The 13,277-nt window shown below is 43.2% G+C and carries 11 protein-coding genes; 6 read left to right on the top strand and 5 right to left on the bottom strand.

Annotated features, from left to right (window positions below):
- Positions 1-20 precede the first annotated feature (20 nt).
- Positions 21-749: a UTRA domain-containing protein gene (locus ACWPOD_RS01015; protein WP_085569182.1), complete on the bottom strand. Its 729-nt coding sequence runs from the start codon at positions 747-749 to the stop codon at positions 21-23.
- A 210-nt stretch (positions 750-959) separates the two neighbouring features.
- Between ACWPOD_RS01015 and ACWPOD_RS01010 the strand changes: the two genes are divergently transcribed.
- From ACWPOD_RS01010 to ACWPOD_RS00985, 6 genes are read left to right on the top strand one after another with little or no spacing between them, the layout of a single operon-like run.
- On the top strand, positions 960-2,027 hold the full coding sequence (locus tag ACWPOD_RS01010; protein WP_005392695.1) for an ABC transporter substrate-binding protein: 1,068 nt from the start codon (positions 960-962) through the stop codon (positions 2,025-2,027).
- Positions 2,028-2,039: 12 nt separating this feature from the next.
- Positions 2,040-2,864 (top strand): alkaline phosphatase family protein, encoded by an 825-nt coding sequence (locus ACWPOD_RS01005; protein ID WP_053808073.1) that lies wholly within the window; start codon positions 2,040-2,042, stop codon positions 2,862-2,864.
- On the top strand, positions 2,861-3,751 hold the full coding sequence (locus ACWPOD_RS01000; RefSeq protein ID WP_318072346.1) for an ABC transporter permease: 891 nt from the start codon (positions 2,861-2,863) through the stop codon (positions 3,749-3,751). Before ACWPOD_RS01005 ends, ACWPOD_RS01000 begins: the two co-directional genes overlap by 4 nt.
- A 2-nt stretch (positions 3,752-3,753) precedes the next feature.
- On the top strand, positions 3,754-4,542 hold the full coding sequence (locus tag ACWPOD_RS00995; protein WP_258686678.1) for an ABC transporter permease: 789 nt from the start codon (positions 3,754-3,756) through the stop codon (positions 4,540-4,542).
- Positions 4,539-5,558 carry an ABC transporter ATP-binding protein gene (locus tag ACWPOD_RS00990; RefSeq protein ID WP_109168901.1) on the top strand — a complete coding sequence of 340 codons (1,020 nt, stop codon included), beginning with the start codon at positions 4,539-4,541 and terminating at the stop codon, positions 5,556-5,558. Before ACWPOD_RS00995 ends, ACWPOD_RS00990 begins: the two co-directional genes overlap by 4 nt.
- A 2-nt stretch (positions 5,559-5,560) precedes the next feature.
- Positions 5,561-6,220: an HAD family hydrolase gene (locus tag ACWPOD_RS00985; protein ID WP_104972302.1), complete on the top strand. Its 660-nt coding sequence runs from the start codon at positions 5,561-5,563 to the stop codon at positions 6,218-6,220.
- Positions 6,221-6,753: 533 nt separating this feature from the next.
- On the opposite strand, the gene ACWPOD_RS00980 is transcribed toward ACWPOD_RS00985, so the two are convergent.
- The 4 genes from ACWPOD_RS00980 to ACWPOD_RS00965 form a co-directional block, all read right to left on the bottom strand.
- Entirely contained in the window at positions 6,754-7,587 is an 834-nt protein-coding gene (locus ACWPOD_RS00980; protein ID WP_256898444.1) for a DNAase, read from the bottom strand.
- A 390-nt stretch (positions 7,588-7,977) separates the two neighbouring features.
- Positions 7,978-8,244 carry a hypothetical protein gene (locus ACWPOD_RS00975; RefSeq protein WP_046873807.1) on the bottom strand — a complete coding sequence of 89 codons (267 nt, stop codon included), beginning with the start codon at positions 8,242-8,244 and terminating at the stop codon, positions 7,978-7,980.
- A 341-nt stretch (positions 8,245-8,585) separates the two neighbouring features.
- Positions 8,586-11,738, bottom strand: coding sequence for an efflux RND transporter permease subunit (locus ACWPOD_RS00970; RefSeq protein ID WP_456231439.1), 3,153 nt, complete (start codon positions 11,736-11,738; stop codon positions 8,586-8,588).
- 13 nt (positions 11,739-11,751) lie between these two features.
- Positions 11,752-12,909, bottom strand: coding sequence for an efflux RND transporter periplasmic adaptor subunit (locus tag ACWPOD_RS00965; protein ID WP_047008042.1), 1,158 nt, complete (start codon positions 12,907-12,909; stop codon positions 11,752-11,754).
- Positions 12,910-13,277: the final 368 nt, after the last annotated feature.

Genomic DNA, 13,277 nt, shown 5'->3' with positions numbered 1-13,277 from the left:
GCTCTTTTTAATTCTGCACTTTATCCTACGCTATCAATGCGAATCATCACTGCATCTGGACGCCAATACTCGAATTCGCAGTCCATTAATTTGCCATCTTGTTTGTAGTTTACTCGACGAATTTTCAGAACCGGCTGTCCTTCAGCCAAGTTCAACGCTTTAGCGACATGAGCAGGTGCTGACGTTGGAATCACATCAAAACGAGAGCGCTTTGTCTCGTAACCATACTTCTCACGATAAATGCCCGTCAGCGACATGGTGAGGTTCTCGGACAATATGCCTTCAAACAGTGCCGCTTTGAGTACATTTTCAACAAACAATACCGCTCGCCCATCAATAAAACGCAACCGTTCAATCACATAAATTGGGGTAATTCGCTCAACCTCTAACGATTTTGCATATTCACCTGCAGCCATTTCACTTCGTACGTTGAGTAACTTGGTTTCTGCAATACGATGCTGCTCTCTAATCATTTGATGGAAGTGAGAACGAGACAACGGGTTGTAACAGATCCGCTCTGGAGATACGTACCAGCCACGACGCTCTTCTCGGTAGATCAGGCCTTCAGTTTCTAAAGACACCAATGCATCTTTGATAGTGATTCGAGTCGTAGAAAATAGTTCACTGAGCTCTCTTTCTGATGGCAATTTTTGTCCTTCCGACATGATGCCGGAAAGAATCTGCTGCTTTAAGCTGCTTCTAATTTTTCCTAATTGGGTACCAAATTGTCCGGTGCCTGTCGCTCTCATTCTGATCTAGTCCAACGATAATTTGATGAACAACATAAGGCGTGTAAGTAACAAAAATATGACATTAATCAACAGAACACATATTGAGCGTATGAAATATAAGTGCCATAGAAATTCATAAAAACTGTCAAATTACTTGCGCTAAATCGTCACATTCCATCCATAGCATACAAAGCGAACTTACTGACCTAGTCCAGAAGGATGGAGACAATGAAAACTTTGCTAAGTCGTTCAATTACTGCACCAGCGGCAATCATCGCGGTAACGCTTGCAGCACCAACAGTAGCGAAAGAAGCCGATATTGAGTCATTGGTTACCGCAGCACAAAAAGAAGGGGCGGTTTACAGTGTAGGTATGCCTGACAGTTGGGCGAACTGGAAAGACACTTGGGCTGATTTAAAGTCAAACTACAACCTTAAGCACCAAGACACAGATATGAGCTCGGCTCAAGAAATCGCAAAATTCGAAGCTGAGAAGAAAAACGCGACCGCAGACATTGGTGACGTAGGCTTTGCCTTCGCACGTGTAGCGGTTAAAAAAGGCGTCACTCAGCCATATAAACCAACAACTTGGAATGACATTCCAGATTGGGCAAAAGACGAAGATGGTCATTGGGCACTTGCTTACACTGGCACTATTTCTTTTATCTCCAACAATAACCTCGTAAAAGACGCGCCAAAAACGTGGGATGACCTATTAAAAGGCGACTACAAAGTGACCGTAGGTGACGTCGGCGTAGCAGCACAGGCAAACAACGCAGTTCTCGCCGCAGCGTTCGCCAACGGTGGGGACGAATCCAACCTCAAGCCTGCGCTCAAGTTCTTTTCTGAACTCGCGAAGCAAGGTCGTCTTTCATTTACCGATCCGAACATCGCCAACCTAGAAAAAGGCGAAGTGGAAGTGGCGATCATGTGGGACTTCAATGCGTTGAACTACCGCGACAAAATTGACCGCGACCGCTTTACAGTGAGCATTCCTCAAGATGGCTCTGTGATTTCTGGTTATACAACCATAATCAATAAATACGCGAAGAACCCTAATGCAGCAAAGCTTGCTCGTGAGTACATCTTCAGCGATCAAGGGCAAATCAACTTAGCAGAAGGTTATGCGCGTCCAATCCGCACCAACATCACACTGCCTCAAGCAGTGCAAGACAAGCTAATTGCTAACGACCAATACAGCAATGTTCACCCAGTGACTGACTTCTCAGCTTGGGAAAAGTCCGCACGTAAGCTGCCACGTCAATGGCAAGAAAGTGTCTTAATCCACCAGCAATAAGAGTAAGTCGTTATGAGCAATAAGGTCATCCTTGTTGTTCTAGATGGACTGAACTATCAGGTAGCCCGTGATTGCATGGGCTACCTCAATGGTCTTCTAGAACAAAGTCGTTCCCAACAAGAAACTCGCGCAACGCTTTATCCTGTGCAGTGTGAGTTGCCCTCAATGTCTCGCCCACTTTATGAGTGCATTTTAACGGGCGTTCGCCCTGTAGAAAGCGGCATCGTAAACAACAATATCGTTCGTCTATCCAAACACGATTCCATTTTCAGTTTGGCAAAAGCCCAAGGCAAAGTGACCGCTGCGGCTGCCTACCACTGGGTCAGTGAGCTTTATAATCGCGCGCCATTTGAACCTGTTCGCGATCGTTTCACGCATGATGAAACCCTGAATATCCAACACGGCTGCTTTTACCATTGGGATCATTATCCTGATGAAGCCTTGTTCCTGGATGCAGAGTATTTACGTCGCAACTATCAACCTGATTTTTTACTGATCCATCCGATGAATATCGACGATACAGGACATAAGTTTGGCCTAGACTCTCGCCAATACCGCAATTGTGCGCGAGGTGCAGACATTATTCTTTCCAACTACATCAAACAATGGCTTGCTGATGGGTATCAAATCATTGTGACCAGCGATCATGGCATGAACAACGATCTTTCTCACGGTGGGATTTTACCTGAAGAGCGAGAAGTTCCCCTGTTTGTCATTGGTGATAAGTTTACCCATCAAGATTGTCATATTAAGCAAACTGATATTTGTGGCACCGTTTGTCAATTGCTAAACCTTGACCACACCAAGCCATACACTCAGGAATTGTTAGCACTATGAGCAGTTCTGTCCTCTCCCCAAGCTCTAGCGAATCACGCTCAAATTTGGCAAGTACTTGGTTAAAGCGCTTTAAGCCAGCCGTTTGGTTGGCGCCTTTCGCGCTGTTTTTCTACCTATTTCAACTTGCACCTATGATTTGGGTATTGTTAAACAGCTTTATCTACGATGACGAGCTTGCCTTCGATAACTACATTGAAGTGCTCGACTCCGCCTTTATGATGCAGGCGTTTGGCAACAGTTTGTGGTTAGCTGTATGGTCGAGCATTTTTGGCTTAGCCATTGCGACTCTGTTGGTCTCTTCTCTACGCAGAGTCGATTCTAAAGTCCGCGACGGTGTGATTGCGTTTACGAACATGAGCAGCAACTTTGCAGGCGTACCTCTGTCATTCGCTTTTATTATTATTTTGGGCACCAATGGGGCGATTACCCTTTTGCTCAAGCAGTATGGCTTACTCGGTGATTTCGACCTTTATGGTAAATGGGGCCTGCTGGCCATTTACATCTACTTCCAAATCCCGCTGGCGGTGTTGTTGCTCTACCCTGCGTTCGACGCGTTGAGTGATGATTGGCAAGCAGCTGCTGCGCTACTGGGAGCCAAAACATCACAGTATTGGGCGAAAATCGCGCTGCCAGTGCTCTCACCGGCCTTATTCGGTACCTTTATTATCTTAATAGCCAACGCAATCGGCGCATATGCGAGTGTTTATGCGTTGACCTCCGGTAACTATAACGTCATCACAATTCGAATTGCGAGTCTGGTATCGGGAGACCTGTTCCTTGAACCTAATCTCGCCGCTGCAATTTCGGTGATTCTAATGGCGTTACTTGCCTTTATCACAGTGATTAACCAATGGCTCATTTCGAAAAGCTATGCAGGTAGGAAGTAGTCATGCACAACGTTAATACTCGATTCCATAAAACGGTGGTTTATTCCATTGTTGGGATCATGCTCATCCCGATTTTAGCGACCTTTGTCTATTCGCTTTCATCACGCTGGGGCGCCACGGTGCTTCCGGATGGCTTCACTTTTGATTGGTACGTTAAATTGCTGACCGACCCACGCTTTTTGCAAGCATTTGGGCGTTCGCTGTTTATTTGTATTGCTTCGCTAACCCTCAGTGTGATTCTGGTTCTGCCAGCGATATTCGTGGTGTTTTACTACTTTCCGAAGCTCGATAAGCTCATGAACGTACTAATTTTGCTACCATTCGCTGTACCACCAGTGGTGTCATCCGTCGGCTTGCTTCAACTTTATGCTGACAGTGAAATATCTCTTATCGGTACCCCTTGGATTTTAATAGGCACTTATTTCACCATCGCGTTACCGTTCATGTATCGTGCGATTTCCAATAGCTTCGAAGCAATTAACCTTAATGATTTAATGGACGCGGCACACTTGCTAGGGGCAAGCACAACCAAAGCGTTTTTGATGGTCATTTTACCTAACCTCAAAAAAGGGCTGATGGCATCGCTTTTCCTTTCATTTTCATTTCTATTGGGAGAGTTTGTGTTCGCCAATATTTTAGTCGGCACACGTTATGAAACCCTGCAAATCTACTTGTATAACATGCGTCAGACGAGCGGCCACTTTACGTCTGCCTTAGTGATGACCTACTTCCTATTTATTTTTTTACTGACTTGGTTGGCAAGTCGTTTCAGCCGAGGAGTCAAACAATGAGCTACGTCACTGCGAAAAATCTGACTAAACGTTTTGGTGATAACACCGTATTTGAGGACATTCACTTTAACATCGAGCAAGGTGAATTCATTACGCTTTTGGGCCCTAGCGGTTGTGGTAAATCGACGCTACTTCGCAGCCTTGCAGGGCTTAATCCTGTCGATGGCGGCGAGATTTGGGTAAACGGAGAAGATATCACGCATCAAGTCCCGCAAGAGCGTGGTATTGGGATGGTCTTTCAATCGTATGCGCTGTTTCCCAATATGACCGTCGAAGGCAACATTGCATTTGGCTTAAAAATGAAAAAGCTTGCGAATGATGATATTCGACGTGAAGTAGCTAAAGTCATCAAACTGGTGGATCTGGCAGGTAAAGAAAAACACTATCCACATCAACTTTCTGGCGGTCAGCGCCAGCGTGTCGCACTCGCCCGAGCGTTGGTGGTGAAACCTCGCATATTATTGCTTGATGAGCCACTTTCTGCGCTTGATGCCAAAATCCGCAAACATCTTCGTCAGCAAATCCGAGATATTCAGAAAGAGATGAATCTCACCACTATCTTCGTAACTCATGACCAAGAAGAGGCGATGATTATGTCTGATCGTATCTTCCTAATGAGTAAAGGGGAAATTGTTCAAGCAGGAACACCTGAAGAAATTTATACTCATCCTGCTAACGAGTTTGTGGCCGGTTTCATGGGGCATTACAACCTTGTAGAGGCCAATAAAGCCAAGCAACTCTTCAATATTGATACCGAATGGAAAGTAGCGATTCGCCCAGAGTCTATATATGTAAAAGAGCAAGGTCGTCAATATGATAGCCACATCTCAGCGCCACAAGTAGGTACGATCACCAACCACCAGCTTCTAGGTAATATTATTCGCTATCAAGTGAACGTTGAAGAGTGTGAGCTCACTGTTGACTTACTTAACCGCTCTTCAGAACGCTTACTAGCGAATGGCAGCCAACTAGAGCTACTCTTTAACCTAAACGAAATACAACCAGTGAGAGCCTAAACATGTCCAAACCTTTGTATGTTTTTGATATGGATGAAACCCTAATAAACGCTGACTGCGCAATGATTTGGAACGAGTTTATGGTTGAGAGAGGCATCGCGACTGATCCTTTATTTATTAAGGAAGATCAGCGTCTAATGGCCTTGTACTCTGAAGGCAAAATGGACATGGAAGATTACCTAGCGTTCTCCATGAAGCCACTAGAAAACATGCCGATTGAAGAAGTAAACGCCTTGGTTGAAGAATGTGTTGAAAGCCATATTCTGGCTAAACAGTTTCCTCAAGCCAAAACTCTGATTGAGCAACTGTCTCGTGATGGTATAGATATGGTTATCATCTCTGCCAGCGTCACTTTTTTGGTGGAAGCCGTTGGTCGCCGTCTTAATATTCCAACCGTACTCGGAATTGATTTAATTGAGAAAGACAACTGTTATACCGCTGAAATCGACGGTGTCCCTAGTTATCGTGAAGGTAAAGTCACGCGCTTAAAACAGTGGCTAGAAAATCAGCCTGAGCCTTATTCTGAAATCCATTTCTATACCGATTCAATCAACGATTTGCCTTTATGTGAATACGCAGATTACACCTACCTGGTAAATCCATGCCCACGCCTAAAAGAACACGCGAATCGATCAAACTGGATGCTATTACGTTGGAATTAGCCTTCGGTCTTTATAGAAATAAAGAGCAGCTAACTGCTGCTCTTTTCCTTTAATTGTCTGGTTATACGTGAACTCAAATTTGAGACCATCGAAAAACAAACACACCAGTAACAAAATGGCATAAGCCATGTCGAATTATTAAAAATAATGAAGATTTAGCAGTGTGATATGACAAGATTTATATAACCAAAATGGATAAAGAAAGGGCCATCTATATCTCATGATGTATTCAAATTCGACAGTCAAGCATTCCAGGAACAATAGAACAACATATTCACAATCCAGACTAACGATAATGAAAACATTGATTGAAGAATTAACATTTTAACAATCATTGCAACAATGTTAACTTTAGCTCCGTTGGTCGCGCTGGTGGTAAGCCTCTCACCAAGCCTATTGTCAGTTTTATATGGACGTTCGACCACCTCCAAAATGAATAGACACCCAATTTGGTGCCCTTTATTACGCCCGCAGAGGAAATTCTTTGCGGGCTTTTTTCTTTAAGTTGAAAGTCAGAGCGCACAGGATCAATTTTATTTGGTCAATCTCTCTACCTTGGAGGTAGTATACGAATCAACAAGCGGAGACAATTCTAGTAACTCTAACACCTTTTTCTCAAAGGTTTCATCAGCACTTCTCACCCAATCTAAAAACTTTTTTTGAGCAAACATAGGCTCGATTTCGTATAAAAACTCGATACTAAAGTAAAACTCATTTTTGATATGCAAATTGTAGACTCTTCGATAGTCCTTCTTATACTCCAAGTTACCTTCTACGTATTTTGAGTACGTTTTCTCTCCAACATCAATAGCCTGGCATTTAATTGGGGGGTAGCCGCGAAGAAACTCTCCTACGAGAAACTCTTCTTTCGCTCTCTTTTTTTCTTCGTTTATCGGCTCTAATCCCCAGCGATGATTTGCGTAATCGTTAGCATCATTCATCATCTCTGTATGATCTCCTTTCTTAGATCCTTCAGGAGACTCTAGAGCATGATAAAACTCCACATACTCTTTTTCTATGAATGAAGATAATTGATTGACAGATCTAATATTCTCATTGGCAGACTTGATCCTTAGTCTAATATATAAACCACCTTGTTTATTTATAGGTAATAGAGGGTTTAATATTTTTTTTTGAAATGAGAAATAAATAGAAGCCAATTTTATTAACTTTTCATGCCGTTCTTCTTTTGAGTCAACATCGAATTGTTTTAACTCCACAAGATCTTGGTATACATGCCCTTCATATATATTGTTCGGACACTCAAATGACAATACTAAGTCATCTATCTGGAATACATTATGTAGCAAGTTTGAAAAATCTGGTTTTCCTCGAAAGCCATCTTTACAAGTTTTAATAAGGCCCATATTTCTAACTCTTGTTCTTTAAATATGCATCAATACCTTTAAACGAGAGCCTGCAATATGAGTTCTAATTCAAGTAAAGGTAAGGCACATACTAAGGTATGATGAAGGTCAAAAAGGAGAACGGATCTTTTCTAAATTTAAAATATCTAACATCGCCTCCAGTTTACTGAAATCTACACTTTTAAAAGTTACATCCGCTCCAGCGATAGCTCATCAAACACGCCAACGATTGATAATAAGCTTGAGGCTCTGAGACCACCTATGAAATGAGAAACAAAAAAGCCAGCCTTAAAAGGCTGGCAAGTAGAGCAACAAGGTCAGTGCTTACTGCTAACTAGCACTGAACTCGTATTGGATTCATTTTCGTCTGTTAGTCTCTTTTATCGGCGGTTATGACTTGCTTGCTTTCTCTTTGTGGCACGTTACCTTTACTAACTGTTCTTGCTCATCTTTAATGTTTTTCACGATACGCTCATCGCGTGCGTGGATGGCATCCATATTCATTTGCTGAATATCTGCTACAGCTTCATGCTTCATTTCAGAAAAGTCCTGACGTAAATCTGAGCTCCACTCCTCTTTGTCTAAAGTGTTAGCAGCAGCGATTGGTGATGACATTACAACAATAAGACTTAGAGTAGATAGAAATACGCTTTTCATAATAAGCTCCTTGAGGATTAGCAGTTCGTTTTAGTTACAATTTATATATTGCACATACGATGCCAACTTTTATTTTGTTATTTTTCAATAACTTAAATAAATCCATATATTCATCATTATCTCCATCTGGTAAATTTCGCTAACCAAGTGTTAAATTAACCAAGAGAATTAAACACGAAAAAGCATTCATAAAAAGAATGATTTATCAGGAGATTTTCTCGCTGTTCTTTCATCGAATAAATTACGTAACAACCCACTCTAGAACTGCTTTGAATCAAAATACAGAACTAAAAAAGCAGCCCGAAGGCTGCTCCTAATAGTTAACATCAAGCTTGTTAACTCTATATATTTACTTCAACGCTCGACGTCACTGGCGACTTTCTGAAACGATTGATAAAGCGATGAATAAACCCCTTAATCGATCTGAAAATATTTTTAATATCTTCAAGCATTAAATACAAACAAGGCACCAGCACTAAAGTCAGAACCGTTGCGTACAACACCGCAAAGCCCAAAGCTACAGCCATTGGTATGACAAAACGCGCCTGCAAGCTCGTTTCAAACATAATCGGCAATACACCCGCAAACGTCGTTATTGAGGTGAGCGTGATCGCTCGAAAGCGTGCACAGCCCGCTTCAACCACCGCTTGTTTGATGTTCATACCCTTTTCTCTCACTTGGTTTACGTAATCTGTCATAACTAGAGAGTCGTTGATAACCACGCCAGCAGCGGCGATCAAACCAAATGTCGACATCATACTGATATCCAAACCTAGCCAGAAGTGGCCCCAAATCGCCCCCGTCAGACTAAATGGAATGACTGACATTACAATCAAAGGTTGGGTATAACTTTTTAACGGTACGGCTAACAAGATGTAGACGATGATCATGCCTGCAATAAAGAACAGAATCTGTTCATTACGCTGCGCTGCCTGCTCTTCAATATCACCACCCAATTCCGTTTTCACACTCGGGAAGACTTGCTTCATGTCCGGTAAGATATTGTCGTCGATGACCTTCACGACTTCTTGAGGTTCAACCAATTCTTCGTCTATCGAACCATAGACATAAACGGTTTGATACCCGCCTTCACGCCGAATGCTACTCACGCCCGGCTGCTCGTTGATCTTAACCACATCACCCAGCATGACCTTCTTACCTGCTGGCGTGGTAATCACAGCGTAACGTAATGATGAGAATGCTTCACGTGTCAGTTGCGGGTAACGCACCATAACTTTGATTTCTTCACCATCACGAATAAGACGCTGTGCTTCACCACCGTAGAAACTGCCACCCACTTGCTCTGCGATCATGGTGAGATCCAGCCCGAGATCGTACGCTACAGGCGCAAGAGAAAGGAGCACTTCTTTGCTTCCTGAATCAATAGAAGATGAAATATCGTATAACCCTTCTTCCTGCTGTAAACGCTCTATCAAGTAACGCCCAGCCTCGTTCAATTCATTAATATTAGAACCAAACAGCAAGTAACCAAACTCATCTCTGTCACCGCCACCCGCGCTCTGCTCGCGGATTTTGATGCTCTTCATTCCAGGAATAACTGGCATAGCTTCACGCCAACGTCGAGCAAGTTCAAATGTATTGAACGGGCGTAATTCCTCATCAACCAATGGCACCAAAACACGGCCTTCGGTGCGGCTTCTGTTGTACGAAAGCACATCACGAATCATGCCTTGACCATGTTCTGCGATGGTCTCAGATTCAATTTTTTGCATCACTCGTTCGATGGTCTTAAGAGCACTGATTGTTTGCTCGCTTGAAACGGTATCGTTCATTTCAATAGTGATCGCAGGATAGTCAGTAGGCACTTTAGGGTTAGGGATCACCCGAACATAGTTCGCGTTGATCAAAGCCGCGCTGATCAGCAGTAAACCGCAAAACACAGCAAACACGGTCCAGCGCCAATGCGTACATGTCGTGACAAAGTTACGATACGTACCGTTTACAAAGCCAAAAAAACGTTGGTTAAATCGGTCACGCCAGCCACCAGGTTTAACTGGCTTAAAGTGAGTATGTGCGAGGTGAGCAGGAAGGATTAACTTCGATTCAATCAAACTGAAGATCAAACAAAGAATCACAACGCCCGCGATACCATAGAAGAAAGCACTGTCAATACCGCTAGACAACAAGAAAGGGGCAAACACGGCAATTGTGGTTAAAACGCCAAAAGTAGCTGGCGTGGCAACACGTTTGACACCGCGAACCACATTTTCTACGCCACCGCCTTTTTCTTCAATTTCGCTGTAGGCGCTCTCTCCCATCACGATGGCGTCATCGACCACAATACCGAGCACCATAATGAAGGCAAAAAGAGATACGATGTTTACCGTGATCCCTAATGCAGGCATCATCATCACCGCGCCAAGAAAACACACTGGCAGCCCAATCATTACCCACATTGCCAAGCGAAAGCGCAAGAAAATGGTCAGCATGATCGCCACTAGAGCTGCGCCTTGCAGCAAGTTTTTCAACATCATGTCGAGACGACCATTTAAATAATAGGTCGTATCCACTAAGACTTTGAGCTTAACGTCCTGCGGCAATGTCTTATTTTTTGCTTCGATATAATTACGAACAGACTCGGCAACAGGGATAATGTTCTGATCACGAGTCGCTTCAACAGACATGTAGATCGCATTTTGCCCTGAGTACTCAAAGTAGCGCTCTTCTTCCGTAAAGCCATCTTTGATCGTGGCGATATCTTGCAGTAAAACCTTCGCACCATTTGCGCCAAGCTTTACAGGAATATTCCTAAATTCATCACCACGGTAGTACTGATTTTCAATCCTTACTGCGATCATCCCTGAGTTTGTTTTGACTTCGCCCGCAGAAAAGTTGGCAGAATAACGACTGATCGCGCTGCTGATATCGCTCAACGTCAAGTCGTATTTACGAAGAACAAGTGGATCAACTTCAATCGCTATCTCTTCCTCTGGTGCACTCAAATACACCAACATGACATTTTTGAGTTGAAGTAATTCATCCTCGACTTGCTTAGCAATGGGTTTGAGATCTTCAAGCGGTCGGTCCCCAACTAACCCCATTTCTATCACATCTTGACGCCACTCAACTTGGTAGACATTGATCGGTTCCATACCGGCAGGTAAGTTGGATAGAGTATCAATGCGTTGATTTACATCATCCAAGACACGCTTGATATCAGCATTAACGTCTACCTCGATAGAGACATACGCGCTACCTCTAGAGGCCGTTGAGACCGTTTTTTTAATCCCGGTGACATCTTTAATCGATTCCTCAACCTTAACGAGAATGCTTTCTTCAATTTCTTGAGGTGAAGCGCCAGGATAAGTCGCACGAACATCAATGTAGTTCACCTCAATGTTCGGAAACATCTGCCTTTGAATAAAGAGAAAACTCACCACACCCATGATGATGATGAACACCATCAAAAGGTTGGCAGCGACGGGGTTATTCGCAAAATAGGCAATTAAGCCCTTTTGTTTAGTATCTTCCATGACAAACTCCTACTTACTGTACGACGGTTTCGGAGTCGTCACTCTTTTTTGCGATTTGTACCGCCATGCCTTTTTGAGGGTACTCCGGCAAGGTAAGTACCAACTTATCACTTTGCTCTAAGCCTTCCCCCACAAGTAAAAACTCACCTTCTGCTCTCAAGACCGTTACCGTCCGAGGTTGAAGTTGATTCTCACCATTCACTACCCATACCGTGCGATTTTTGACTAATTCCTGTGGCAGGCGATAGATATGCTTTAGCTCCTTACCTGTAAAGCTCACTTCAACGTAGGAGCCAAATTTAATTGGAGGCTGCTGATTATCAATACCATATGGGTCTGCGATTTGAATGACCATGTTAATCATTCGGGTAGCGCTATCAATCATGCCTAAATCACGAACCACTCGACCTTCTCTAGTGGTAGAAAACACACCTTGCTGCGTCACTGTCGCAGTGAGCTCACCAATGGATTCGGGTAAAAATGCACTATCAAAACCGGCAATTGGTACATGCACCTCCGCCACTTCAATGTTATTTAGCGTTGCAACTCGAGAGCCAGATGTGACAAATTGACCAACACCAATATCACGCTCAACAACCAGCGCATCGTAAGGTGCAACGACTTTGCAATTTTCTAAATCTCTTTTTGCTCGCTTGAGTGCTGCTTGAGCCGACTTCACTTGCGCTTGCGCGCTCAAAACCTGAGGCTTGCGTAAATACAGGTCTGTCACTTGCTTATCGCTCAGTCTCTTGGCCTGGCGTTTTGCCACTTCCGCTTTGGCTTGCTCCTCAATTAAGCTCGCACGTGCGCTAGCTAAATTGGCTTCGGCTTGCAAAACCGACGCTTCGTAGTTGTCACTTTCAATCGTGAACAGTACTTCTCCTCGTTTCACGATCCCACCCGTTACAAAATTAGGGTGCCAACTTATCACTTCACCACTGACTTGCGCGGAAAGGTGTGTTTTTTCAAAAGGGACTAACTCACCATGGCTGGTTATCACCACTTTATGATCGGTAGGAAAAAGAGAAGAAGCCTGAACGGTAGGCTCTGTAATGGCATCTTTGGTTGACTCTTTTTCCGGAGCTGTCGCGGCGATTGCGGCATATCCTGCATAAGATCCACCAACGACAACGAAAGGTAAAAGCCAACGTAATACGGGTTTTGCTAACATCGAAAATCCTTTTTTATTGTTGTTTTCATCACCATGCTTTTATTAAATCTTTGACTCCCTGTAAGCATGATGGTGAGGGAATTACATTTGAATAGACGTCAAAGCAGCGCGTACCTTGCTTTTTCGGTTGCTAACTACAGAGTTATTGCCAATTCAAAGTTAATAAAATTAACAAAAAATTAACTAACTTCGCAAGCTGCCCTGACTTAACTCTTCTTTTAAATAGCAAGGGACGTGCCAGGCATTTATTTATTAAAATTCAAATAGTTATTATTACTCAACTATTTTAACCAGTGTGCTATTGGTCATAATCACCAGATATTAGTGATTATGACCAATTCAGACACAATCATAATTAAAATAAATGA

The organism is Vibrio sp. JZG120 (genome assembly GCF_053890955.1).
This window is presented reverse-complemented; position numbering and strand designations above follow the sequence as displayed.

What these genes read in the sequence shown, in the direction of transcription:
- ACWPOD_RS01000 (WP_318072346.1), top strand. Translation starts at nt 2,861, where the DNA reads ATGAGCAGTTCTGTCCTCTCCCCAAGCTCTAGCGAATCACGCTCAAAT.
- ACWPOD_RS00975 (WP_046873807.1), bottom strand. Translation starts at nt 8,244, where the DNA reads ATGAAAAGCGTATTTCTATCTACTCTAAGTCTTATTGTTGTAATGTCA.
- ACWPOD_RS01005 (WP_053808073.1), top strand. Translation starts at nt 2,040, where the DNA reads ATGAGCAATAAGGTCATCCTTGTTGTTCTAGATGGACTGAACTATCAG.
- ACWPOD_RS01015 (WP_085569182.1), bottom strand. Translation starts at nt 749, where the DNA reads ATGAGAGCGACAGGCACCGGACAATTTGGTACCCAATTAGGAAAAATT.
- ACWPOD_RS00970 (WP_456231439.1), bottom strand. Translation starts at nt 11,738, where the DNA reads ATGGAAGATACTAAACAAAAGGGCTTAATTGCCTATTTTGCGAATAAC.
- ACWPOD_RS01010 (WP_005392695.1), top strand. Translation starts at nt 960, where the DNA reads ATGAAAACTTTGCTAAGTCGTTCAATTACTGCACCAGCGGCAATCATC.
- ACWPOD_RS00985 (WP_104972302.1), top strand. Translation starts at nt 5,561, where the DNA reads ATGTCCAAACCTTTGTATGTTTTTGATATGGATGAAACCCTAATAAAC.
- ACWPOD_RS00995 (WP_258686678.1), top strand. Translation starts at nt 3,754, where the DNA reads ATGCACAACGTTAATACTCGATTCCATAAAACGGTGGTTTATTCCATT.
- ACWPOD_RS00965 (WP_047008042.1), bottom strand. Translation starts at nt 12,909, where the DNA reads ATGTTAGCAAAACCCGTATTACGTTGGCTTTTACCTTTCGTTGTCGTT.
- ACWPOD_RS00990 (WP_109168901.1), top strand. Translation starts at nt 4,539, where the DNA reads ATGAGCTACGTCACTGCGAAAAATCTGACTAAACGTTTTGGTGATAAC.
- ACWPOD_RS00980 (WP_256898444.1), bottom strand. Translation starts at nt 7,587, where the DNA reads ATGGGCCTTATTAAAACTTGTAAAGATGGCTTTCGAGGAAAACCAGAT.